The 22,421-nt window shown below is 73.5% G+C and carries 22 protein-coding genes; 11 read left to right on the top strand and 11 right to left on the bottom strand.

Annotated elements, in window-relative coordinates; translation table 11 throughout:
- Positions 1–95 precede the first annotated feature (95 nt).
- From HNP84_RS37335 to mhpA, 8 genes are read left to right on the top strand one after another with little or no spacing between them, the layout of a single operon-like run.
- Positions 96–1,637, top strand: coding sequence for a bifunctional 3-(3-hydroxy-phenyl)propionate/3-hydroxycinnamic acid hydroxylase (locus tag HNP84_RS37335; protein WP_185054744.1), 1,542 nt, complete (start codon positions 96–98; stop codon positions 1,635–1,637).
- Positions 1,630–2,466 (top strand): SMP-30/gluconolactonase/LRE family protein, encoded by an 837-nt coding sequence (locus HNP84_RS37330; protein WP_185054743.1) that lies wholly within the window; start codon positions 1,630–1,632, stop codon positions 2,464–2,466. Before HNP84_RS37335 ends, HNP84_RS37330 begins: the two co-directional genes overlap by 8 nt.
- Before the next feature lie 19 nt (positions 2,467–2,485).
- Positions 2,486–3,235 carry an SDR family oxidoreductase gene (locus tag HNP84_RS37325; RefSeq protein WP_185054742.1) on the top strand — a complete coding sequence of 250 codons (750 nt, stop codon included), beginning with the start codon at positions 2,486–2,488 and terminating at the stop codon, positions 3,233–3,235.
- Between the two features lie 23 nt (positions 3,236–3,258).
- A complete protein-coding gene (locus HNP84_RS37320) occupies positions 3,259–4,464 on the top strand; it encodes an ABC transporter substrate-binding protein (RefSeq protein WP_185054741.1) in 1,206 nt (401 codons plus the stop codon).
- A gap of 5 nt (positions 4,465–4,469) precedes the next feature.
- Positions 4,470–5,993 (top strand): ATP-binding cassette domain-containing protein, encoded by a 1,524-nt coding sequence (locus HNP84_RS37315; RefSeq protein ID WP_185054740.1) that lies wholly within the window; start codon positions 4,470–4,472, stop codon positions 5,991–5,993.
- Entirely contained in the window at positions 5,990–6,850 is an 861-nt protein-coding gene (locus HNP84_RS37310) for a branched-chain amino acid ABC transporter permease (protein WP_185054739.1), read from the top strand. The genes HNP84_RS37315 and HNP84_RS37310 overlap by 4 nt, the downstream gene beginning before the upstream one ends.
- The gene (locus HNP84_RS37305; RefSeq protein ID WP_185054738.1) at positions 6,847–7,821 is read left to right on the top strand and encodes a branched-chain amino acid ABC transporter permease; all 975 of its coding nucleotides are present in this window, start codon (positions 6,847–6,849) and stop codon (positions 7,819–7,821) included. Before HNP84_RS37310 ends, HNP84_RS37305 begins: the two co-directional genes overlap by 4 nt.
- Entirely contained in the window at positions 7,818–9,368 is a 1,551-nt protein-coding gene (gene mhpA, locus HNP84_RS37300; protein WP_185054737.1) for a bifunctional 3-(3-hydroxy-phenyl)propionate/3-hydroxycinnamic acid hydroxylase MhpA, read from the top strand. The genes HNP84_RS37305 and mhpA overlap by 4 nt, the downstream gene beginning before the upstream one ends.
- A gap of 71 nt (positions 9,369–9,439) precedes the next feature.
- Here the strand turns inward: mhpA and HNP84_RS37295 are convergent, their stop codons facing one another.
- Positions 9,440–10,147, bottom strand: coding sequence for a GntR family transcriptional regulator (locus HNP84_RS37295; RefSeq protein ID WP_185054736.1), 708 nt, complete (start codon positions 10,145–10,147; stop codon positions 9,440–9,442).
- 123 nt (positions 10,148–10,270) lie between these two features.
- Here HNP84_RS37295 and HNP84_RS37290 point away from each other — a divergent pair, with 123 nt between their 5' ends.
- The gene (locus HNP84_RS37290) at positions 10,271–11,176 is read left to right on the top strand and encodes a VOC family protein (RefSeq protein ID WP_185054735.1); all 906 of its coding nucleotides are present in this window, start codon (positions 10,271–10,273) and stop codon (positions 11,174–11,176) included.
- 61 nt (positions 11,177–11,237) lie between these two features.
- Here the strand turns inward: HNP84_RS37290 and HNP84_RS54055 are convergent, their stop codons facing one another.
- The 9 genes from HNP84_RS54055 to HNP84_RS37245 all read right to left on the bottom strand — a co-directional run bounded on the left by HNP84_RS54055 (position 11,238) and on the right by HNP84_RS37245 (position 19,686).
- The gene (locus HNP84_RS54055; RefSeq protein ID WP_185054734.1) at positions 11,238–11,996 is read right to left on the bottom strand and encodes an ABC transporter permease; all 759 of its coding nucleotides are present in this window, start codon (positions 11,994–11,996) and stop codon (positions 11,238–11,240) included.
- On the bottom strand, positions 11,993–12,790 hold the full coding sequence (locus tag HNP84_RS37280) for an ABC transporter permease (RefSeq protein ID WP_185054733.1): 798 nt from the start codon (positions 12,788–12,790) through the stop codon (positions 11,993–11,995). Before HNP84_RS37280 ends, HNP84_RS54055 begins: the two co-directional genes overlap by 4 nt.
- Positions 12,787–13,596: an ABC transporter ATP-binding protein gene (locus HNP84_RS37275; RefSeq protein ID WP_185054732.1), complete on the bottom strand. Its 810-nt coding sequence runs from the start codon at positions 13,594–13,596 to the stop codon at positions 12,787–12,789. Before HNP84_RS37275 ends, HNP84_RS37280 begins: the two co-directional genes overlap by 4 nt.
- Positions 13,593–14,615: an ABC transporter substrate-binding protein gene (locus HNP84_RS37270; protein WP_185054731.1), complete on the bottom strand. Its 1,023-nt coding sequence runs from the start codon at positions 14,613–14,615 to the stop codon at positions 13,593–13,595. Before HNP84_RS37270 ends, HNP84_RS37275 begins: the two co-directional genes overlap by 4 nt.
- Before the next feature lie 250 nt (positions 14,616–14,865).
- Positions 14,866–15,732 (bottom strand): SDR family NAD(P)-dependent oxidoreductase, encoded by an 867-nt coding sequence (locus tag HNP84_RS37265; protein ID WP_185054730.1) that lies wholly within the window; start codon positions 15,730–15,732, stop codon positions 14,866–14,868.
- A 26-nt stretch (positions 15,733–15,758) separates the two neighbouring features.
- Positions 15,759–16,715, bottom strand: coding sequence for an amidohydrolase family protein (locus HNP84_RS37260; RefSeq protein ID WP_221337246.1), 957 nt, complete (start codon positions 16,713–16,715; stop codon positions 15,759–15,761).
- 554 nt (positions 16,716–17,269) lie between these two features.
- Positions 17,270–17,920, bottom strand: a complete 651-nt coding sequence (locus HNP84_RS37255) for a carbonic anhydrase (RefSeq protein ID WP_185054729.1) — start codon at positions 17,918–17,920, stop codon at positions 17,270–17,272.
- Positions 17,921–18,097: 177 nt separating this feature from the next.
- Entirely contained in the window at positions 18,098–18,826 is a 729-nt protein-coding gene (locus HNP84_RS37250) for a neutral zinc metallopeptidase (RefSeq protein ID WP_185054728.1), read from the bottom strand.
- Positions 18,827–18,873: 47 nt separating this feature from the next.
- A complete protein-coding gene (locus HNP84_RS37245) occupies positions 18,874–19,686 on the bottom strand; it encodes a TetR/AcrR family transcriptional regulator (protein ID WP_185054727.1) in 813 nt (270 codons plus the stop codon).
- An 87-nt stretch (positions 19,687–19,773) separates the two neighbouring features.
- Here HNP84_RS37245 and HNP84_RS37240 point away from each other — a divergent pair, with 87 nt between their 5' ends.
- Entirely contained in the window at positions 19,774–20,676 is a 903-nt protein-coding gene (locus HNP84_RS37240; RefSeq protein ID WP_185054726.1) for an NAD(P)H-binding protein, read from the top strand.
- An 88-nt stretch (positions 20,677–20,764) separates the two neighbouring features.
- Here the strand turns inward: HNP84_RS37240 and HNP84_RS37235 are convergent, their stop codons facing one another.
- Entirely contained in the window at positions 20,765–21,727 is a 963-nt protein-coding gene (locus HNP84_RS37235; RefSeq protein ID WP_185054725.1) for an aldo/keto reductase, read from the bottom strand.
- 99 nt (positions 21,728–21,826) lie between these two features.
- On the opposite strand from HNP84_RS37235, the gene HNP84_RS37230 reads away from it, so the two are divergent.
- Entirely contained in the window at positions 21,827–22,405 is a 579-nt protein-coding gene (locus HNP84_RS37230) for a TetR/AcrR family transcriptional regulator (protein ID WP_185054724.1), read from the top strand.
- The last annotated feature ends 16 nt before the right edge of the window (positions 22,406–22,421 follow it).

The following is a 22,421-nucleotide window of genomic DNA, read 5'->3' as shown; positions in this document are numbered from 1 at the left end:
AGCAGAATCGATACTGAGGCTAGCATCCGGCGATCCACTTAGGCGAGACACAATCGATATGGACATTCACAATCGATAATGACAGCATGTGACCTGTGCACTACATCACAGATGTTCCGTCTGTCACCGATGTCCTGGTGATCGGCGGAGGTCCCACCGGCCTCATGACCGCCGCCGGGCTCGCGCGGCGCGGCCACCGGGTCGTCCTGCTGGAGAAGCACGCGACGCCGTTCGGGCTGCCGCGGGCGGGGCACGTGGACCATGAGGCGGTGCGGATACTCCAGGCGGTGGGCGCGCACGAGGACCTGCTCGCCGACGCCCGGCCGTACGGCGACTACACCTGGTACGACGGCGAAGGCGAGCGGCTGTTCACCGTCGACTTCGGCGCCCGCTCGGTCTCCGGCTGGTTCACCGACTACACGATCTACCAGCCCACCCTGGAGTCCGGCCTGCTGCGCGCCCTGGCCGGGATGGGCGAGCGGGTCACCCTGTGCTACGGCGCCCGCGCCCTGGCCGTCCGCCAGACCGGTGACGCGGTGGAGGTGGACGTCGCCCCCCGGGAGGGCGGGCCGGCGCGGACCCTGACCGCCCGCTACCTCGTCGCCGCCGACGGCGCGCGCAGCCCCGTCCGCGAGTCCCTGGGCATCGAGCGCTCCGACCTGGGCTTCGGCGAGCGCTGGCTGATCGTGGACGCGGCCGTCCGGGAGCGCTGGCCGGGGCAGGGCGGCGGCGCGCAGTACTGCGACTGGCGCAGGCCCGCGTTCGAGACGCCGCTCGGCGCCCGCCACCACCGCTGGGAGTGGTACCTGCACCAGGACGAGGACGCCGCGGAGTTCGAGCGGCCCGAGACCGCCTGGCGGCTGCTGGCCGCGCGGGGCATCGAGCCGCGGCACGTCCGGATCGTCCGCCGCCAGGTCTACGCCTTCGAGGCCCGCACCGCCACGCGCTGGCGGGAGGGGCGGATCCTGCTGGCCGGCGACGCCGCGCACACGATGCCCCCGTTCATGGGGCAGGGCATGTGCTCGGGCCTGCGCGACGCCGCCGACCTGGCGTGGAAGCTGGACCTGGTGCTGCGCGGCGCGGCGGGCGATCGGCTGCTGGACTCCTACGAGAGCGAGCGCCGCCCCCACGCCGAGACCTGGACCCTCATCTCCAAGATCGCCGGGGAGATCTCCTGCGTCACCGACCGTGAGGCCGCCCGCGAGCGCGACGCCCGCCTGCGCGCCGGGCCCGAGCCGCTGCCGCCCTTCCCCCGGCTCACCGGCCCCCTGATCTCCTCCCGGCCCGGCCCACTGTCCGGGACGCTGTTCCGCCAGGACCTGGTGGGCCACGAGGGCGGCGCCGGCCTGTTCGACGACGTGACGCCCGCGGCGTTCCTGCTGGTCACCCTGGACGGCGACGAACTGGTGGTCCGCCCGCAGGCCCTCGGGTCCGCGGAGCCGCCCGGCCCGTCGCGGCTGCGCGACGTGACCGGGGCCTACCGGGCCTACTTCGGCGAGCACGGCGTCGCCGCCATCGCCGTACGACCGGACAGGTACGTCTTCGGCGCCGCGGCCGGCGCGCCCGGACTGCTGGAGGAGCTGCACGCCGCGCTTGAGGCGGCCGGGGCCGAACCCGCCGAGGCCGTCCGTGGCTGACCCCACCCGCCCCGCCGTCCTGGCCGGCGGCCTGGTCTACCCCGAGTCCCCCCGGTGGGACCGCGGCTCGCTGCTCGTCTCCGACGTGCACGCCTTCCGCCTGGTCCGCGTACGCCCCGACGGCACGTGGCGGACGGTCCGCGAGGTCCCCGGCCGGCCCGCGGGACTGGGCCGCCTCCCCGACGGGCGGCTGCTCCTGGCCACCGCGCTGGACCGCACGCTGCTGGCCGGCCCCGAGGACGGCCCCATGTCCGTGCACGCCGACCTGTCCGGGCTGACCACCGGCCTGCTCAACGACATGATCGTCGATCCCGGCGGGGGCGCCTGGGTCGGCGACACCGGCCACGCGCTCGGCGCGCCCGAGCGGCCCGGACGGCTGCTGCGCGTCGAGGCCGACGGCACCGCCCGCGTGGCCTGCGAGGACCTGGTCTTCCCCAACGGCCTGGCCCTCACCCCCGACGGCCGCACCCTGTACGTGGCCGAGACGTTCGCCCGCAGGATCACCCGCTTCGACGTCGCCCCGGACGGCGCGCTGTCCGGCCGGGCCGTGCACGCCGTTCTCGACGGCATCCCCGACGGCCTGTGCCTGGACGGGCTGGGCCGATTGTGGGTCGCCCTGCCCGAGCTGTTCCGGTGCGACACGGTCACCCCGGCCGGGGACGTGGAGACGGCGTTCGGCACCGGCGACTGGCGGCCGATCGCGGTCTGCTCCGGCGGCCCCGGGCGGCGCACCCTGTTCTGCACCCTGGCCCGCCTGCCCGAGGACGGAACCCGCAGCGGGCGCGTCGCCGCGCTGCCCCTGGAGCCGGGCGGAGCCGGCACCCCCTGACCGACGAAGGAGAACGCACATGAGGATCGCCTGGATCTCCGGGGCGTCGAGCGGGATCGGCGCCGCCTGCCTGGAGGCGGCGCCGGCCGAGATCGGCACGATCGTCGGCGTCGCGCGCCGCGCCCCCGCCTCCCCGCGCGCCGCCCACCTCGCCGCCGACCTGGCCCGCCCGCGGGCGTGGCAGGACGTGGCCGCCGACGTGGACGCGCGGCTCGCCGCGGCCGACGTCGAGCACGCCTACTTCCTCCACCTCGCCGGCGGCACCGCACCCCTCGGCCCCGCCGTGACGGCGGACCCGGCCGGCTACGCCGAGGGGTTCCTGCTCAACGCCGGCTCCACGATCGCCCTCGGCCAGGCGTTCCTGGCCGCCTGCGCCCGTCACGACGTGCCCGGCACGCTGGTCGTCTGCTCCTCCCCGGCCGCCTCGGACGTCGTCCCCGGCCTGTCCCAGTACGGCGCCGCCAAGGCCGCGGTCGAGCACTGGCTGCGGATCGTCGCGGCCGAGCTGGCCGCCGCCCCCGGCATCGCGTGCCGCGCCATCGCGGTCGTGCCGCACGCGGTGGACACGCCGATGGTGCGGGGCGTCATGGCCGAGGACCCGGCGGCCGTGCCGCTGGCCGCGTACTTCGGCGACCTGGACCGCGACGGCGGCCTGGCCACGCCCGAGCAGGCCGCCGCGCACATCTGGCAGGCCGCCCTGGACGAGGGCGCGCCGGGGAGCGTCATCCCCGTCGGCGCCCGCCACCTCGCCGCGGACATCCCCGCCTGACCGCCATCGAAGGACACACCCCCATGAACCGCACCGCCATCCTCACCGCGCTCCTGCCCGCGCTGCTGCTGACCGCCGCCTGCGGCGCCGGCGCCGGGCAGGACGCCGACGCGCCCGTCGTTCTGGGCGCCTCGCTCTCCCTCACCGGCCCGCTCGGCACGATCGGCCGGCCGCAGCAGGCCGGGCTGGAACGCCTGGTCGCCGACGTCAACGCCCGCGGCGGCGTCCAGGTCGGAGGCGTCCGGCGGGAGCTGGCCCTGCGCGTCCTGGACAACAGGAGCGAGGCCGCCGCGGCCGGGCAGCAGGCGAGCGAACTGATCCTCAAGGACTCCGCGGCCGCCCTGGTGGGCGGGTGCACCCCGCCGATCAACACCCCGATCGCCCAGATCGCCGAGAAGAACCGGGTGCCGCTGGTCACCTCCTGCTTCCCCCTGGGGGCCTTCCGCGACGCCGCGCCCGCCGGCGGCTGGACGTACGCGTGGGACTTCCACTTCGAGGAGACCGAGCAGGCGCGGGTGCTGGTGGAGGCGGCCGGTCTGGCCGGGGCCGCCAAGAAGGCCGCCCTGTTCACCGACAACGAGGTGGACGGCGTCATCCAGCGCAAACTGTTCCGCGACGCCGCGGTCAAGGCCGGCTACGAGATCGTCGGCGACTACACCTTCCCCGTCGGCCAGTCCGACTTCTCCTCCTTCGTCAACGACGCCAAGCGGGCCGGGGCCGAGGTCGTCCTGGGGCAGATGATCCCGCCGGACGGCATCGCCCTGGTCAAGCAGATGAAGTCGCTGTCGTACACGCCGAAGGTCATCGGCATCGCCAAGGCGGCCGACACCGCGTCCTGGCTCGACGGGCTGGGCGAGCTGGCCGACAACACCGTGCACAACGGCTTCTGGGTGCCCGACCGCGCCCGCCCCGCCACCGCGGCCTTCCTCAAGGCGATGGAGGGCAGGTTCGCCGACACCGCATCGCTCGGCATCGCCGCGGCGGCGTACTCGGTGGGCGAGGTCGTCGCCGACGCCCTGGCCAGGGCCGGCAGTACCGACCCGGAGAAGCTGAACGAGGCGATCGGCGCCACCAAGGGCGCCTTCGTCTTCGCCGAGGTGGCCTTCGGCCCCGACCACACCTCGCCCACCCCCGTGACGGCCGAACAGTGGCAGGACGGCGTGACCCGGCAGGTCTTCCCCGCCGTCGAGGGCGTCACGCTGCGCACGCCGCCGCTCGGCCTGGAGTGACCCGCATGCAGGAGGACCACGTGTTCAACGGCGACGGCCGCGAGGCGCCGGAGCTGATCGTGCGCGGCCTGACCAAGCGCTTCGGCGGCGTCACCGCGGTGGACGACGTCGGCTTCCGCCTCCCGGGCGGGCAGGCCTTGGCGGTCGTCGGCCCCAACGGCGCCGGCAAGAGCACCCTGCTCAAGCTGCTCGCCGGCGCGCACACCCCGACCAGCGGCAGCATCGAGTTCGGCGGACGCCGCCTGGAGCGCGCCTCGGCCCGCCAGGTGGTGCGCGCCGGCATCGCGCTGGCGCACCAGATCCCCCGCCCGTTCACCGGGCTGACGGTCTGGGAGAACGTCGCGATCGGCGCGGGCGCCCGCGGACGCGCCGCCGAGGAGCACATCGCCGCGGTCATCGCCGAGTGCGGCCTTCAGGACAAGATGCGCCGGCGCGCGGAGAACCTGCGCCTGCTCGACCTGAAACGGCTGGAGCTGGCCCGCGCGCTGTCCACCCGGCCGCGCTGCATCCTGCTGGACGAGGTCGCCGCCGGGCTGTCCGGACGCGAGCTGGACGAGGTGATCGCGCTGATCGCCCGGATCTCGGCGACCGGATGCGGGCTGGTGCTCGTCGAGCACGTGGAAGGGGTCGTCCAGTCCCTGGTGGACCGGGTGATCGTGATGGACTGGGGCCGGATCATCGCCGAGGGCACCCCGGCGCAGATCGCCGCCGACGCCACGGTCCGGCAGGTCTACCTCGGAGACGGGGCCCGCCCCCGTACGGCGGCGCGCGAGACTCCCCCGGCGCGCTCCGGGCCGCCGCTGCTGCGGCTGGAGGGCGTGGACCTGGCCTACGGCGACATCCCCGCGCTGCGCGGGGTGGACCTGGAGGTGTGGCCGGGCGAGGTGGTCGCCGTGCTCGGCGCCAACGGCGCCGGCAAGTCCTCCCTGGCCGCGGCCATCAGCGGCGCCGAGCGCGTACGCTCCGGATCGGTGCGCTTCGGCGCCGACGACGTGACCGCGCTGCCCGCCTACCGGCGGGCCCGCCGCGGCATCGCCCACTGCCCCGAGGGCCGCCGGGTCTTCCCCGCCCTGAGCGTGGAGGAGAACCTGAAGCTGGCCCTGCCGCTGCGGATGCCGGCCAAGGAGGTGGCCGGGCGGCTGGAGGACGTCTACGCCGTCTTCCCCGCGCTGGCCGAGATGCGCGCCCGCCGCGGCGGCGCCCTGTCCGGCGGCCAGCAGCAGATGCTCGCCATCGGCCGGGCGCTGATCGGCCGGCCCCGGCTCGTCGTGCTCGACGAGATCTCCCTCGGCCTGGCCCCGGTCGTCATCGACGGCCTGTACGAGGCGATCGAGGCGATCAGGTCCGAGGGGATCGCGGTCGTGGTCGTCGAGCAGAACGTGCACCGCTGCCTGGCCGTGGCCGACCGGGCGTACGTGCTGGACCGGGGCGTGGTGTCCTACGCCGGCGACCCCGCCCCGCTGTCGGACCCGCGCCTGCTGGAACGGCTCTACTTCGGCTCCCCCCGGGAGGAGGCGCTGTCGCCATGAGCGCTGCCGTCGTGCTCAACGGAATCCTGCTCGGCGGACTGTACGGCATGTCCGCCATGGGGCTGTCACTGGTGTTCGGCGTGCTGCGGCTGGTGAACATGGCCCACGGCGCGATGCTGGTGCTCGGGGCGTACCTGGCCGTGCTGATCACGGCCGGCACGCCGCTGCCGCTGCCCGTGGCCGGGGCCTGCGCGGTGCTCCTGGCCGGGGGCCTGGGCTACGTGCTGCAGCGGCACCTGCTCACCGCCATGCTGGTACGCGGCGCGAACGGGCCGCTCGTCGCCACCTTCGGCCTGTCGCTGATCGCCTCCGGGCTGGTCGCGCTGCGCTTCGGCTCCGACCCCGTGTCCATCCCGACCGCGCTCGGCACCGCCGGGTGGAGCCTGTGGGGCCTGGATGTGCGGGCGGCGTACGCGGTGTCCTTCGCGCTGGCCGGCGTCGTCGCGGTGGCGCTGCACCTGACGTTGTCCAGGACCCGCCTGGGCGCCGCCGTGCGCGCCGCCGCCGCCGACCCGCGCACCGCCGACCTGATCGGCATCGACGTCAGGACGCTGTACGCGCTGGTGTTCGCGGTGGCCTCGGCCCTGGCGGCGCTGGCCGGGCTGCTGGTGGGCGTCGCCTTCAGCGTCAGCCCCCAAAGCGGCACGTCGTACCTGCTCATCGCGATGGCCGTGGTCGTGCTCGGCGGCATCGGGAACGTGCTGGGCACCTTCGCCGGCGCGATCCTGCTGGGCGTGGTGCAGACCCTCGCCGCGGCGCAGTTCGGCGGCGGCTACCGCGACCTGGTCGTCTACATCCTGTTCTTCGTGGTCCTGGCCGTGCTGCCGCGCGGGCTCTTCGGACGGAGGCTGACATGACCATCCCTCTCCGCACGCCGGACGGGCGCTGGCGGCTGTGGCCGGGGCTCGCGCTCATCGCGGCCCTGGCGGCAGGGGCGGCGGCCGCCTCCGGGGCGCTGGGCCGCTACGAGCTGAACGTGCTGACCACGATGCTGTGCTACCTGGTGCTCGCCCAGGCGTGGAACATCCTGGCCGGGTACGGCGGGCTGATCTCGCTGGGCGTCAGCGCCTTCGCCGGCGGCGGGGCGTACTGCGTCGCGCTGCTGGCCTCCCACACGGGCGCCGGCCTGCCGCTCACGCTGGGCGCCGCGCCGCTGCTCGGGGCGCTGGCCGCGCTGGCGCTGTCGGTCCCGCTGCTGCGCCTGCGCGGCGACTACTTCACGATCGGCACCCTGGCCGCCGCGCTCGCGCTTCAGGCGTGGGTGTACAACTGGGACTTCGCGGGCGGCTCGGTGGGGCTGTCGGTGCCGATCGCGCGCTCGCCGGACCTGGCCCAGACGTACCTGCTGGCGTGCGGCGCCGCGACGCTGGCCGTGGGCGCGGCGTACTGGACGGCGTACTCGACGTTCGGCATGCGCCTGCGCGCGGTGCGCGACAACGAGGAGGCCGCGGCCGGGCTGGGCGTGCCCACCGTGCGCTACCGGCTCGCGGCGTTCGTGCTGTGCGGCGCGCTGAGCGGGCTGGCCGGCGGACTGATCGCCTACCAGCAGATCGCCTTCGAGCCGGGCGGGATGCTCGGGCCGGGCTGGTCGATCAACGCGCTGCTGATGTGCGTGGTCGGCGGAGTGGGGACGGTGGCCGGTCCCGTGGTCGGCACGCTGGTCGTGTACTACCTGCTCACGACGCTGCTGGCGGGCTACGACGCGGTCAGCCTCGTGGTGGAGGGGCTGCTGCTCGTCCTGATCGTCCGTTTCGCACCCCAGGGCATCTGGCCGCTGGCCACCAGGTACGCAGGCACGCTGCTCGTCAGGATGAGGAGGACCGCATGACCCCGGAATTCGACGTCGCGATCGTCGGCTACGGCCCGGTCGGCCAGATGCTGAGCATCCTGCTCGGCCGGCGCGGCTGGAAGGTGGTGGCCGCCGAGCGCTGGCCCAGCCCGTTCCGGCTGCCGCGCGCGGTCCACTTCGACGCCGAGGTCGCCCGGCTGCTGCAGGGGGTGGGGCTGCGCAGCGACACCTCCCCGGTGGTGGAGCCGTATGACGACCTGTACGAGTGGCGCAACGCCGCCGGGGAGACGCTGCTCGCGGTGGACTGGCGCGGGCGCGGGGAGTCGGGCTGGCACACGGCCAACCACTTCTCCCAGCCGGAGCTGGAGGACGCGTTGTGCCGGCTCGCGGCCGGGCAGCCGACCGTCACCGTACGCCGCGGGCTTGAGGTGACCGGCATCGCCCAGGAGGACGGCCAGGTGCGGCTGTCCACCCTCTCCCACACCGGCGAGCGCGGCGAGCTGACCGCCCGCTACGTCGTCGGCTGCGACGGCGCCAACAGCTTCGTCCGCCGGGCGGCCGGCATCGAGGCCGTCGATCTGGGCTTCTTCTTCGACTGGCTGATCGTGGACGTGGTGCCGCACGTGCCGATGACGTTCACCCCCAGGGCCTGGCAGCTCTGCGACCCGGCGCGGCCGACCACGGTCACGCCCTCCGGCCCCGGGCGGCGGCGTTGGGAGTTCATGGTGCTGCCCGGTGAGGACCCGGCCGAGCTGAACACCCTGGACAAGGCGATCGAGCTGCTGGCGCCGTGGGGCGTGGACGACCTCAACTCCAAGATCGAGCGGCACACCGTGTACCGGTTCCAGGCGCGCTGGGCGGAGCGGTGGCGCAGCGGGCGGGTGCTGATCGCGGGGGACGCCGCGCACCAGATGCCGCCCTTCGCGGGGCAGGGCATGTGCTCGGGGTTCCGCGATGTGTGCAACCTGGAGTGGAAGCTGGACGCGGTGCTGTCGGGCGCGGCCGGAGAGGGCCTGCTCGACACCTACGGCGCCGAGCGGGCGCCGCACGTCAGGGACCTGGTGGAGTACTCGATGATGCTCGGCGAGATCATCTGCGTCACCGATCCGGAGCAGGCCGCCCTGCGCGACCGGCGGATGACGGCCGAGCGCGCCCGCAGTGGCGAGACCGTCCCGCCGCCGCGTCCCCGTCTCGGCCCCGGCGTGCTGCGGCACGGCGACCCGCGCACCGGGCGGCCCTCGGTGCAGGGCACGGTGCGCCTGGGGGCGGCCGAAGGACTGGCCGACGACGTCTTCGGGCGCGGCTGGCGGCTGGTCGCCTGGGAGGGCGGGCCGCGGCTGCGCGCCGTCGCGGAGGCGAGCCCGGTGCCGGTGACGGTGGTGCCGCTGGCCGATCTGGGCGACGGGAGACACGCCGAGGACGTGGAGGGCGTGTACGCGGCCTGGCGCGCGTCCCTCGCCGCGACGGGGCCGGCTCCGGCCGCGGCCCTGGTGCGGCCGGACGACTACACGCACTCGGTGCTGCGTGACGCCGATGACGCCGCCGCCGCGCTGCGCGAGGTCGCGGCGGCGTACGCGGGCGGGTGACCGGGTACGCGCGGAACACGCGGCCCCGCACTCGCGGGGCCGCGTCATCCGGCCCGTCGCCGGGCGGCGGGTCAGGCGGGCTGCTCGCCCGCCGCCTCGCGGGCGAGGGCCGGGATGCCGGTCAGCGCCATGTCGCGGGTGGTCCTGATGTGCTCGACCAGCAGTTTCTCGGCCAGCTCGGCGTCGTGCTCCAGCGCCGCCGCCGCCAGGTCGCGGTGCTCCTTGGCGACATCGCGGGTCACGGTGGAGGTGCCGGTCTCGTTCCAGCGCCGGTACAGCTCGGCCATGTCGAACAGGGAGGCGCAGACGTCGAGGATGATGCTGTTGCCGCACGCCTCCAGCAGCGTGGCGTGGAAGGCGGCGTGCACCGAGACCCACTCGGGGTTGATGACCTTCTCCGGCCCCTCCAGCCAGATCGGGGTGCCTTCGAGGCGGTGGTGGACGGCCAGCACCTTGGACTCCCACTCCAGGTCGCCGCGCGCCACGGACATCCGGATGGCCAGCCCCTCGATCGAGCAGCGGGCCTCGACGAGCTCCTCCAGGTGCGCCCGGGTGAGCGGGGCGACCGAGAAGCCCTGGTTCGGCTCGGCCACGACCAGCCGCTGCTCGGCCAGCCGGGTGAGGACCTCGCGGACGACGGAGATGCTGACGTCGTACTCCTCGCGCAGGGCCGTGGGCTTGAGCCGCTCGCCCGGCCGCACCTGGCCGAGCAGGATCGCGTCGCGGAGCTGGGAGTAGACGTCGCCGCTGAGGGTTTTCGAAGTTCCGCGTCTGGCCATACGACAACCTTACCAGTAAACCGCTTCTGGGCAATGAAACGATCCTGAGCTAACTATCGATTCTTATTGCGATTATCGGATACTCCTGGCTACGCTGGGGACAGGAACAGGGAGAGGACAGTTATGGGTCTCCACCGGCTTGTGGGCGTCACGATGGGCGTCCCGAACGTCGATGCCACGCGGGAGTACTACCGCGACTTCGGTCTCCAGCCCTCCGCCGACGGCTATCTGCACACCGTGGACGGAGGGCCGCAACTGCGCGTGGTCCACGCCGAGCGCCGCCGTCTGCTGGCCCTGGCGGTCGGAGTGGACGACGCGGACGACCTCGACCGCATCGCCCGCGATCTCGCCGGGCTCGGCGTCGAGGCGGCCCGCTCCGGCGACCGGCTCGTCGCCACCGACCCCGGCACGGCGATCAGCGTCACCGTGCGCATCGCCGAGCGCATCCCCGATCCGGCGCCCGCGCCCCCGCAGCCCCGCCCCGGCAACCGCCGCTCCCCCGCCGTGGAGCGCACCGGCCCCGTACGGCCGCGCAAGCTCGGCCACGTGGTCGTCGGCAGCGTGGACCAGGAGGCCAGCCAGCGCTTCTTCATGCGCGGCATCGGGTTCAAGCTCAGCGACAGCATCGGCGGCGAGGCGTCGTTCCTGCGCTGCTCGACCGACCACCACAACCTGCTGGTCGCGCGGGCGCCGGTGCCGTACCTGCACCACACGGCCTGGGAGGTCGCCGACGTGGACGAGATCGGCCGCGGGGCGACCGCGATGCTGGAGGGCCACCCCGAGCGCCACGCGTGGGGCCTGGGCCGCCACCACATCGGCTCCAACATGTTCTGGTACCTGCGCGACCCCGCCGGCAACTTCTCGGAGTACTACTCCGATCTCGACTGCATCATCGACGACTCCGAATGGACGCCGGAGGTGTTCGAGGGATCGCAGGGCCTGTACAACTGGGGGCCGCGCCCGCCGCGCGACTGGATGCTCCCCGAGGACATCGCCGCGGGCATGATGGGCCTGCACTCGGCCCGCTGACGTCCGAAACGACACATGACCTCCCGGGCCGTACGGCCCGGGAGGTCAACCGCGTTCCAGGTCATCGCGCGGCACGCCGCTCCACCAGCCAGATCGCCAGGTTGCCGGCCAGGCCGACCAGGACGACCAGCACGACCAGGCCGTACATCAGCGGCAGTTGCTGCAGCGAGTACGCGGCCTGGATGCGCAGCCCGATGCCCCGCGTGGCCGCCACGAACTCCGACAGGATCACCGCCAGCAGCGCCAGGCTGAACCCGATGCGCAGCCCCGACATGATCACGGGCAGCGCGGCGGGCACGATCACCCGGCGCAGCAGGGCCCAGCGCGACATCGCCAGCGAGCGGCCGAGCTTGACCAGCGTCGGGTTGACGGTGCGGGTGCCGGCCATCGAGGTGAGCACGATCGGCACGATGGCCGCCGAAACCGCCATGGCGATCTTGGCGTCCACGGTGATGCCGAACAGCGACAGGAACACCGGCAGCAGGACGATGCGCGGCACCGCCGCGGTACCGGCGAACAGCGGCTCGACGACCTGGTAGGTGTAGCCTCCGCGGGCCGCCCACACGCCGAAGGGGATGCCGGCCGCGGCCGACAGCGCGAACCCGGCCACCACGGCCTGCAGTGTGTCCAGCACGTCCGGCCGCAGAGTCCCGTCCGCCCAGGCGGCGGCCACCGCGCGTACGGACTCCGCGACCGGGGCGATCTCGGGCGTGACCGCGGCGGCGGCGGCCCACGCGGCCACCAGCACCAGCGGGACGGCGATGCGCCCGGCGACGACGAGACCGCGCGCGCCTGCGGTCCCAACGGTCGGTGTCGTCACGTCAGATCCCTTCGCACGATCCGTTCGACCAGGTTGAACAGGCTGTTGCAGCCGACCGCGAAGGCGATCATCACGATGATGTGCACGTACATGTCCACCGCCTCGAAGTTGCGGTACAGCTCGCCGATGCGGAAGCCCAGGCCGGCGTCGGCGACGATGAACTCCGCCCCGACCGTGGCCGCCATCGCGTACACGAAGCCGAGCTTGAGGCCGGGCAGCAGCAGCGGCAGCGCCGAGGGCAGCAGGATCAGCCGCGCCGCCTGGCCGCGGGTGCAGCACAGCGAGCGGGCCAGCTTGCGGTGGGCGGGCCGCAGCTCCCCCAGCGCGACCATGGTCGTCAGCAGGACCGGCACGACGGCCATCAGGAACGCGGTCAGCACGATCGGCACCGTGCCGAGCCCGAAGACGACCAGGAAGGTCGGGTAGAACACCACGACCGGCACGGCGTACGCGCCGACGAGGTACGGCTCCAGGATCTTGGCCACGAGCGGGAACCTGGCCAGCACGGCCCCGCCCGCCAGGCCGGCCAGGGCCGCGGCGGCGAACGCCTCGGCGGTGGTCAGCAGCGAGCGCGCGGCGTCGGACCAGAAGCGGGCCCCGCCGAGGACCTCCGGCAGGCGGCGCAGGCACTCCAGCGGCGCGGGCACGCCCGCAGACGCGGCAGCCCCGCTCGCCACGGCGAGCTGCCAGGCCGCGAGCAGGGCGGCTGCCAGCGCGGCGCGCGCCGCCCAGGCGGGCACCCGCAGCGCCGGCCGCGCCGGGGGCCGCGGACGGTCGAGGTTCAGCACGCTCACGAGGCCGCCCGTTCCTGTTCCCGCATCGCCGAGGCGACCTCCGCCTGGATCACGTCCCACAGGCCGTTGACGTACGTCTCGAACTCCGGGCCGCGCAGCACCTCGGCGTCGCGCGGGCGGGGCAGGTCGATGCGCACGACGTCGAGGATGGTCGAGGGACGCCGCGACATCACCCACACCTCGTCCGACAGCGTGACGGCCTCGCGGATGTCATGGGTGACGAACAGCACGCTGGTGCGCGTCTCCTCCCAGATGCGCAGCAGCTCGATGCCGACCAGGGTGCGGGTCTGCTGGTCCAGGGCGCCGAAGGGCTCGTCCATGAGCAGCATCGCGGGCTCCATGACCAGGGCGCGCGCGATGGCCACGCGCTGGCGCATGCCGCCGGAGAGCTGGCGCGGGCGGTGGTTCTCGAAGCCGCGCAGCCCGACCAGCCCCAGCATGTCGTACGCGCGGGCGCGCCGCTCGGCCTTGGGCACTCCGGCCACCTCCAGGCCGAGCGCGACGTTGTCCAGCACGGTCCGCCAGTGCAACGTGGAGTCGTCCTGGAAGACCATGGCGAAGTCGCGCCGCGGCGCGGTGACGCGCTCTCCGCCGATGCGCACCTGGCCCGACGTCGGAGCCGTCAGGCCGGCGACGATGTCGAGCAGCGTGCTCTTGCCGCAGCCGCTCGGGCCGAGGATCGACACGAAGCGGCCCCGCCCGATCGTGCCGGAGGCGTTCTGGATGGCGACCGTGGGCCGTCCCTGGGAGTGGTAGGTCATGGTGACGGCGTCCATGACGACGTCACCGGCACCGGGGGCGCTCATCGGGTCGCCTCCGGGAAGTCGCCGGAGAGCATCGCGCCGGCGTCCACGCCGGCCGCCACGAGCTTCATCGAGGCCCCCGCCGCCACCACGGCGTCCAGCCCTTCGCGGCCCACGGTCGCGGCCCAGGCCCGCTCCGGCACGCCCTCCAGGGCCTTCCTGGCGACGCGCTCGTCCAGCCGGGCGTTGCGCGCCCAGGCGGCGGCGGCCCGGTCGCGGTCCTCGCGCAGCAGCGCCTGCGCCTTGGCCAGCCCCTGCCGGATCGCGGCGATCGTGTCGCGGCCGGCGTCGGCCTTGGCCGCCGTGGTCACCAGCGCGGTGTCGAGCCACTGGGGCACCAGCTCGGCGGCCGTGGCGACGAGCTTGGCCTCGCCGGAGGCGATGAGCCCGGTGTCGAAGGGTGGGTTGGACCAGGCCACGTCCACCAGGCCCTTCTTGGCGGCCGTCCACGCGTCCGGCGCCCGGCCGAGGGTGAGGATCTGCACGTCCTTGCCCGGGACCAGGCCGGCCTCGCGGACCAGGACCTCGGCGAAGTACGTCGGCGGCGTGGCCGCGAGCGCGGCGCCGATCTTCATCCCGGGCTTGAGGTCGGCGGCGGAGGAGACGGGCGAACCGGCCGGGGCGATGAAGGTGGTCTGTGCGGCGGAGTAGACCGGGGCGATCACCCTCAGGTCCTTGACCCCCTTGGTGAAGGCCACGAGCGCCGGCAGGGCGCCGGCGACGCCCACGATGGCCTGGGTCTGGACGGTGCGGATCACGTCGGTGCCCAGCACGTCGGCCAGCTCCACCTTCTGCCGCGCCCCGGAGAAGTAGCCCTCGGCCATGGCCACGTGCAGCGGCGCGTTGCCGATCAGGGCGTTCAGGCTGGGCGCGGGCATGGCCGTGGTGCCGCCCCCGCCCGCGCCCGCCCCGTCCGAGCCGCATCCGACCACGCCGGCGAACAACCCGGCGACGGCGCCGGCGCGCAGGACGTCCCTGCGGGTCAGCGCCACTGGACGCACGGTGAGTCGTTGGCTTGTCATTGTCGCTCCTTCGCACACGCGCTGCGGGCCCGAGATCCGGCGCGCTTCGCCGCACTTGCCAGAGACTCCAGAGCAGATTCGATAGCGTCTCTGAGAATCGATTTATCCGACTATCGTTCATCCGCTGGTTCACGTCAAGAGCCGGAACCGTGTGAGCCGCCGTCCGAAATGCCGGCAAGCCCGGGGAAAGCACGAGCACCGGGCCCGAGCAGGGCTCGGACCCGGTGCGGGAGTGCGGCGACGGAGCGGATCAGGAGGGCGGCACGACCTCCGGCACGCCGTAGGCCGTGCTGCGGGCCACGGCCTCCCACTCGCGTATGTTCACGCCGATGGCGTCCAGCGCGGCCGTGATGTTGTCGTACGCGTCGCCGCCCAGCGGGAGGCGCAGCGGCAGCTCGCCGTCACGGCGGGCGACCTCCACGATGATCCGGGCGGCGCGTTCCGGATCGCCGGGCTGCAGCCCGTCGGAGGAGGCGATGAACCGGCGCGTCGGGCCGACGATGTCCTCGTAGCACGGCATCTCCGCCGCAGCGGACGACTGGCCGGCGGAGAAGACCGGCGTGCGGTGGGCCCCCGGCTGCACGATCAGCACCCGCACGCCGAACGGCGCCAGCTCCTGCGCCAGCGTCGCCGACAGCCCTTCGAAGGCGGCCTTGCTCGCGGTGTAGGAGGAGAACCCCGGCGTGATGAAGAAGCTGCCCATCGTCGAGATCTGCACGATCGTGCCCGAACGCCGGGCGCGCATCTGGGGCAGGACCGCGCGCACGAGCCTGGCCGGCCCGAAGACGTGCAGGTCGAACAGGCCCTTCAGCTCCTGGTCCGTCACCTCCTCCACCGCGCCGATGTGCACGCGGCCAGCGTTGTTCACCAGGAAGTCGATCGGCCCGAACGCCTCGGTGGCCTCGCGCACGGCCGGCTCGGCCCGCGCCGGGTCGGTCACGTCGAGCGCGAGCGGCAGAACCCGCCCTCCGTACGCCCCCGCCCACTCGGCCAGCGACTCCGCCTTCCGCGCGGTCGCCACCACCCGGTCGCCGGCCGCGAGGGCCGCCTCGGCGATGGCCCGCCCGAAGCCGGAGGAGCATCCGGTGACGAACCAGGTCTTCTGCGCGTCGTCCATGTGGCGCCTGCTTTCGAAGGTGGGGTTCACCGCGCGGCGACGGACGCGCCGAGCAGACGGCCGGCGTTGGCGGCCATGAGCTCCAGCCAGCGGGGACCGTCGCCGGCCAGCCCCGCGACGTGGCGCAGGACGGCGGGCGGCCTGGTGAAACAGTAGTCGCTGCCGTACAGCAGCCGCTCCCGCCCGACCACCCGGGCCAGGGCGGGCAGGCCGAAGGGCAACGGGGTGCCCGCGCAGTCGAACCACAGCCGGCCGACCAGCTCGCGGATCGTCCCGGCCCGCGCGGCCTCGCCGCCCAGCTCCGGATCGCTGAAGAACAGGTCGATCCGCTCCAGCAGCACCGGCAGGGCGCCGCCGCTGTGGGAGACGACGAACCTGATCCGGGGAAAGCGCGTCAGGATCCCGGCGAACAGCAGATCGACCACGGTACGCGCCTCGTCGAAAACGAACTCGATCATCGGGTACGGGCGGGCGGGACTGACGAGTGCGGCGTTCGGCGGCGCGGTGGGATGGACGAACACCACGGCCCCGCGCTCGTCCAGCAGCGCCCACAGCCGCTCGAACCGCTCGTCGCCGAGATACACCCCGTCGGCGTTGGACATGACGCAAAAGCCCGCCGCCCCCAGAACGTCCAGCGCGTGCCGGGCCTCCGCCACGGCCTCGTCGGTGTAGGGCAGCGGCAGCGAGGCGAAGAACCCGAACCGCGCGGGATGCGCAGCCACCTGCGCCGCGGCGAACTCGTTGACCTCCCGCGCCAGCGCGGCCCTCTCCCCCGGCCCGCCGAAGCAGACCCCCGGCGACGACAACGACAACACCGCCCGCTCCACGCCCGCCTCGTCCATCAGGGCGAGATGCTCCTCCGCCGACCACACGGGCCAGGCGGGCATCCGATCGGGAACGCCATGCCCGGCCCGCCGGGCCGCGGTCACGTACTCGTCGAAGAGGAAATGCGCGTGGGTGTCCACGAGCCCGGTTCCTGACACTGCCACTCCAGCCCACAATCGAATGCCTAAGAGACAATCGATTATTGGGGGGCTATGTGGAAAGCGTCAAGACCCACACCACGGCTCCATGGCACTGAAACGGGCGCGGCCGCCGCCGGCCAACGTGCCGACCCGGTCCAGGCGGCGCGAGCCGGCGACCGGCACGATGTCCTCGCCCTGTGCTGCGCCTCAGGCGATCGTCGGTTGCGCGAAGGAAGCGCCCTTCGCAGCGGCCGTCTCCTCCAGCCGTGCGGGGAGGGCGCTGTTGTGCTCGTGGTCGGCACCTTGGAAACGCGGAACGCGGCACGGAGTTCCGCACGCTGCGGGAACGGCACGAAAGCGGGGTGCCCGGAAGCCGGAATGTTGCATCATGACCTGCGAAGTGCTGCTCACCCCGAAGAAGACCTCGAGGTGCTGACGCGGAACTTCCGGAGGGCCGTATGACCCGGTCGTGCCGGTGACCACGACCAAAACCCGCAGGGGTACGCCGCGCTGCGCGGCGTACCCCTGCATGAGTTCCAGGAAGCGCGGTGGCCCTGGGCGTCGCCGGAGCGTCAGGCGCTGAGGTCCGGGACGGCCGCGGGCGCCGGAAGGCCATGGGTGGTGACGACCCGGGCGCTGCCGTCGGCCAGCCGGTAGGACAGGCCCACCACGGCCGTCTGCCCGGCGGCGACCTGGTCGGCGAGCACCCGGGAGCGGCCCAGGAGCAGGTCGGCGGTGTGCCGTATGTGTTCGGCGATGATGTCGTCGTCCCCGGTGAGCCCGGCGGCGCGCGCGGCCAGGACGCTGGGGGTGACGCGCTCGATCACGTCGCGCACGTATCCGGTGGTGGCGACGCCGTCGGCCACGGCGGCGCGGGCGGCAGCGACGGCGCCGCAGGAGTCGTGGCCGAGCACCACGACCAGCGGGCAGTTCAGCACACTCACTCCGTATTCGATGCTGCCCAGCACCTCCGACCCGGCCACGTGGCCCGCGGTGCGGACCACGAACAGGTCGCCCAGGCCCCGGTCGAAGATGATCTCAGCGGCGAGCCGTGAGTCGGAGCAGCCGAAGAGCACGGCGAACGGTCGCTGGGCGGGTGCGGTCTCGGCGCGGCGAGCGGCGTCCTGGTTCGGGTGCTGCGGGGTGCCCGCAACGAAGCGCCGGTTGCCGGCCAGCAGCAGTTCGAAGGCATCGGTGGGTGTCAGCGGTGGGACGTCGGTCATGACCGTAGGCTACGGCCAGTCCCGGCTCACCACCGCGCAGGGCCCGCCGTGGCGCGCGTGGACGTCTGATCCCTGTGCGCCGGCGTCTCCCCGTGCGCCGGCGTCGAGGTCCACGCCGGGCAGGGCACCCCGCCCGGAGCTCACCGTGACCCGGCACCGGTACTGCCGCCGCCCGGCTCAGGCGACCTTGGAGGAGCTCGCCGTCCAGGTGTTGCAGGCGCCGGGCTTGCCCGCCTTGTAGCCCTTCTCCATCCAGTGGAGGCGGTTGGCGGTCTTGCCGTGGAACCTGTTCTTCCAGAACTCCGGCACCCTGGTGACGGGCTTCCAGTCCTTGACCTGCCGCCCCAGGGCCTTCGCCGACACGCCCTGGAAGCAGTCGATCTGCAGGTAGTACCGGCGGTTGTGCTCGTTCATGACGGATTCCGACCCATCGCCGTCCAGCGCCCACCAGGCTTCGCCGATGCCGGTCTGCCCCGTCACGACGCCGCCCCAGGTCCTGGTGATGGACGTGAACACCACGAGGTCGTTCTTGGCCTTGATCCAGTCATCGGCCAGCCGGACGTGGATCTGCGCGGCGCAGATCTCGGAGAACGAGGCCGAGACCGTCATGCCGGTGGAGCAGGACTCCTTGTCGTCCGCGTCCTTGAACACCACCTTCACCGGGGTGAAGCCCTTGATCGCCGACTTCCACGCCTTGTTCAGGCAGCCGACGAGTGCGCTGATGTACTTCCGGGTGGACGCCTCGTTCGTGCCCTTGGCCGGCTTGCAGGCGACCTTGGGGAGCTTGGCCGCCTGGTACAGCTCGTTGTGGGTCAGCTCGGGAACGCCCTTGATCGGCTCGGCGAAGGCCGGACCGGACAGGAGCGCCAGACCGACGGCGGCCCCGGCTGATAAGCGAATGATCATAGGGCTGGATCCTAGGCCACCGCGCGGGACGGCGGCCTCCGGTGCGGTCAGGGGCGTGACGCCCGGGGTGGCCGGGTGGCCGCTTCGATGCCGTCCAGCAGCCGCTGCAGCCCGTACATGTACGGGTCCTCGGTCGAGGTGTCGTCGTCTCCGGCGTCGTCGAAGCCGCCGTCGAGCCAGACCTGGGTCATGGTGGGGTAGGCGTCGGCGTCGAAGTGCTCGTCCCACAGATGCCGGCGTTCGCCCCACCACGCGTCCCACGTCTGACCGGTCGCCTGCTCGATCTGGATGTCCTCGGCCTCCTGTCGCGCGGCGGCCACGACATAGGTGACGATCGTGCCGGAGGCGGCGAACATCTGCGACGGCGGCAGGCCGGCGTCCCGCAGGGCGGACAGCAGGTACTCGTACTCGGCCATCATGCCGGGGCCGAGCGGTGGCCGCGCCGTGGAGACCTCCCGCAGCCAGGGATGGCGCACGTGGAGGGCTCTGGTCTGGGCGGCGTAGTGCTCGACCTGCGCCCGCCAGCCGGCCGGGCGGGCGGGGTGGCCGGGGCCGGGGAGCTCGCGCTCGGTCATCACCGCGTCGACCATGAGCTCGATCAGCTCGGCCTTGCCGGGGACGTGCGTGTACAAGGTCATCGGCCCGACCCCCAACTGCTCGGCGACCCTGGCCATCGACACCGCGGTCAGGCCGCCGGCGTCGGCGACGGCCACGGCCGCGTGGACGATCTGGTCGACGCCGATCCTCGGCTTCCGGCCTTTGACCGGCTTGCCCGGTGGCCGGCCGGCGGCGGTGCGCCCGCGCCACAGCAGCGCCAGCGTTCGTCCGGGGTCTCCGCCGCCGTCGTGCTCGCTCGCCATGGGTGTCCTCTGGTTGCCGCCGGTTCGCACTCCCGTATAGCATACGGAAAATAATTCCCGTATGCCCTACGAAAATAGGAGCGGGGCATGACCACACTGCTGACGATCGTGGGACACCGCGACCTTCCCGGCCACGTGCCGACCGCCGGCCCGGTCGGGCACCGCCTCGCCGCCCGGCTGGTCTCGGCCGGCGAGGCGGTACGGGTGCTGGCGCCGCCGTCCGAGGCCGGCGGCTGGCCGGACGGCGTCGAAGTGGTCGTCGGGGACGTCGCCCGGCCGGCGGAGTCAGCGGCGGCGTTCGCCGGCATCCGGCGGCTGTTCCTCTCCGGCGCCGTCCCCGGGACGGCCTACGAGCTGGTCACACTGGCACGCCAGGGCGGCGCCGAGCACATCGTGGTGCTGTCGTCGCACGGCCCCGAGTTCGAGATCCAGTACGAGCCCGAGGCGTGGCACTGGCTGGCGGTCGAGGTGGTGGCCGAGCGCTCCGGGGCGCGCTGGACGCACCTGCGCCCCTCGCCCGTGATGGCCCACCAGACCCTCCAGGACGGCTACTCCTACACCCGCTCGAACTGGGCGGACGTCATCAAGCACGGCGGCGTCATCCGCGAGCCGTACGCCGATGCGCGCTACCCGCTCATCCACGAGGACGACCTCGCCGCCGTCGCGGTGGAGCTGCTGGCCGACGACCGGTACGCCGGGCGGACGGTGACGGCGTACGGGCCACCGATCAGCCCGCGCGAGCAGGTCCGGCTCATCGGGCAGGCGCTCGGCCGGGAGATCCCGTTCGAGGAGATCACCCCGGAGCAGGCCGCCGAGCGGGACCGCGAGGCCGGCGTCGCCGAGGAGCTGATCGCCCTGGGCCACTCAGTGAGCGCGGACCTCCTCGCCGACCCGATGGAGCCGGACGACACCGTCGCGCGTGTCCTGGGCCGGCCCCCGCGCGGCTACGCCGAATGGCTGGCCGGCAATCTCGACGCGTTCCTCCCCTGACCACCGGGCCAAGCCGGTTGCACGACGGTTTCCCGTACGCCCTGGTCCCCGCCTGACCCGCGAGCCGGCAGGCCGTGCACGCCGGCCCTCACGCGGCGGTCCGGGTGGCGGCGAAGGCGTCGGAGGCCGCGGTGAGCCTGTCGAGCTGGCCGGGAGAGAGGTCGAGCGTCGCCGAGGCGAGCAGGGCGTCGAGCTGCTCGGCGGCGCTGACGCTGGCGATCGGGGCGACGACGGTGGGCTGGACGCGCAGCCAGGCCAGCGCCACGGTCGCGGGGGCCACGCTCAGCTCGGCGGCGACCGCCCGGAGTTCGCTCACGGCGGCGAAGCCCGCCTCGGTGAGGTAGTCGCCGATCGTGGCGCCGCGCCGGGTTCCGGCGGCGTCGGCCGCCGAGCGGTACTTGCCGGTCAGGAAACCGGAGGCCAGCCCGTAGTACGGCACGACGCCGAGGTCGTTGCGCTCGGCCACGGGCCGCAGGCGCCGCTCGAAATCGGTGCGGTGGAGCAGGTTGTAGTGGGGTTGCAGGGATACCGGCAGGGCGGCTCCGCAGGCCCGCGCGACGTCGATCCACGCCTGCGCCCGCTCGGCGGTGTAGTTGGACAGTCCCACGTGGCGCACGAGGCCGCGCCGGACGAGGTCGTCGAAGGCGGCGACGGACTCCTCCAGCGGTGTGTCCGGGTCGTCGATGTGGGCGTAGTAGACGTCCACGTAGTCGGTCTGCAGGCGCTTGAGCGACTGCTCGATCGCCGTGGCGATGGTGCCGGGCTTCAGTCCCGGGAGCGCGGGATGGGCGGAGACCTTGGTGGCGATCACCACCTTGTCGCGGTCGGCTCCGGCGGCCAGCCACTCGCCGATCACCGTTTCGGCGTCACCGCCGGTGCTGCCCGGCGCCCACACCGAGTACACGTCGGCGGTGTCGATGAACGTGCCGCCGCCCGCGACGAAGGCGTCCAGGATCCGGTGCGACTCCTCGGCGCTCGCCGTCCAGCGGAAGGTGTTGGTCCCCAGGGCCAGAGGGAAGACCTCCAGGCCCGATGATCCCAGAACGGGCATGCCGTGCTCCTTGCTACGATGCACGTACCGGGGAATTCCCCGGAACGCGGCTCAGGATAAGCGGGGAATTCCCCGCTTCGCAACCGGGTGGAGGCGGACGTGACCACGGCCACACCGAACCGGCGCGCCGACGCGCGCGAGAACCGCGAGGCGATCCTCGCCGTCGCGCTCCAGGCGCTCACCGAGTCGGCCGACGTGTCGCTGAACGCCATCGCCAAACGGGCCGGCGTCGCCAACGCGACCCTGTACCGGCACTTCCCCACCCGGGAGGCCCTGGTGCTCGCCGTTTACCAGTGCGATGTGGAGCGGATGCGGCACGCCGCGACCGAGTTGCTGGCCGAGCACCCGCCGCTCGAAGCGCTGCGGCGATGGATGCGCGCGCTCGCGGAGTGCACGATGACCAAGCGCGGACTGGCGGACGCCATGCGCCTGGCGACCGGGGCCGGCAGGTCACTGTTCCCGGAGACCTACCAGGCGATGAGGGGGGCCGTCGCCGAGCTCCTCGCCGCCGGCCACGAGGCCGGCACGGTCCGCCCCGGCCTCGACCCCGAGATCATCCTGCTGGCGCTGTGCGGCATCTGGCAGCTCGATCCGGACAGCCAGGAGCAGGCCGACGCCCTCATCGACCTGCTCGTCACCGGGCTCAGCGCGGCGACGACCGGATCGGCGTCGCCGTGACGGGCGCCGCCCGCCC

Source organism: Thermocatellispora tengchongensis (assembly GCF_014202315.1).
In the GTDB taxonomy this organism is placed as follows: domain Bacteria; phylum Actinomycetota; class Actinomycetes; order Streptosporangiales; family Streptosporangiaceae; genus Thermocatellispora; species Thermocatellispora tengchongensis.
Note: the sequence above shows the minus strand (reverse complement) of the source record. Positions and strands in the feature narration are given on the sequence as shown.

Bases quoted from the DNA above. Each gene is read 5' to 3' on its own strand.
- HNP84_RS37325 (WP_185054742.1), top strand. From the start codon at position 2,486: ATGAGGATCGCCTGGATCTCCGGGGCGTCGAGCGGGATCGGCGCCGCC.
- HNP84_RS37320 (WP_185054741.1), top strand. From the start codon at position 3,259: ATGAACCGCACCGCCATCCTCACCGCGCTCCTGCCCGCGCTGCTGCTG.
- HNP84_RS37315 (WP_185054740.1), top strand. From the start codon at position 4,470: ATGCAGGAGGACCACGTGTTCAACGGCGACGGCCGCGAGGCGCCGGAG.
- HNP84_RS37310 (WP_185054739.1), top strand. From the start codon at position 5,990: ATGAGCGCTGCCGTCGTGCTCAACGGAATCCTGCTCGGCGGACTGTAC.
- HNP84_RS37305 (WP_185054738.1), top strand. From the start codon at position 6,847: ATGACCATCCCTCTCCGCACGCCGGACGGGCGCTGGCGGCTGTGGCCG.
- mhpA (WP_185054737.1), top strand. From the start codon at position 7,818: ATGACCCCGGAATTCGACGTCGCGATCGTCGGCTACGGCCCGGTCGGC.
- HNP84_RS37295 (WP_185054736.1), bottom strand. From the start codon at position 10,147: ATGGCCAGACGCGGAACTTCGAAAACCCTCAGCGGCGACGTCTACTCC.
- HNP84_RS37290 (WP_185054735.1), top strand. From the start codon at position 10,271: ATGGGTCTCCACCGGCTTGTGGGCGTCACGATGGGCGTCCCGAACGTC.
- HNP84_RS37275 (WP_185054732.1), bottom strand. From the start codon at position 13,596: ATGAGCGCCCCCGGTGCCGGTGACGTCGTCATGGACGCCGTCACCATG.
- HNP84_RS37270 (WP_185054731.1), bottom strand. From the start codon at position 14,615: ATGACAAGCCAACGACTCACCGTGCGTCCAGTGGCGCTGACCCGCAGG.
- HNP84_RS37265 (WP_185054730.1), bottom strand. From the start codon at position 15,732: ATGGACGACGCGCAGAAGACCTGGTTCGTCACCGGATGCTCCTCCGGC.
- HNP84_RS37255 (WP_185054729.1), bottom strand. From the start codon at position 17,920: ATGACCGACGTCCCACCGCTGACACCCACCGATGCCTTCGAACTGCTG.
- HNP84_RS37250 (WP_185054728.1), bottom strand. From the start codon at position 18,826: ATGATCATTCGCTTATCAGCCGGGGCCGCCGTCGGTCTGGCGCTCCTG.
- HNP84_RS37245 (WP_185054727.1), bottom strand. From the start codon at position 19,686: ATGGCGAGCGAGCACGACGGCGGCGGAGACCCCGGACGAACGCTGGCG.
- HNP84_RS37240 (WP_185054726.1), top strand. From the start codon at position 19,774: ATGACCACACTGCTGACGATCGTGGGACACCGCGACCTTCCCGGCCAC.
- HNP84_RS37235 (WP_185054725.1), bottom strand. From the start codon at position 21,727: ATGCCCGTTCTGGGATCATCGGGCCTGGAGGTCTTCCCTCTGGCCCTG.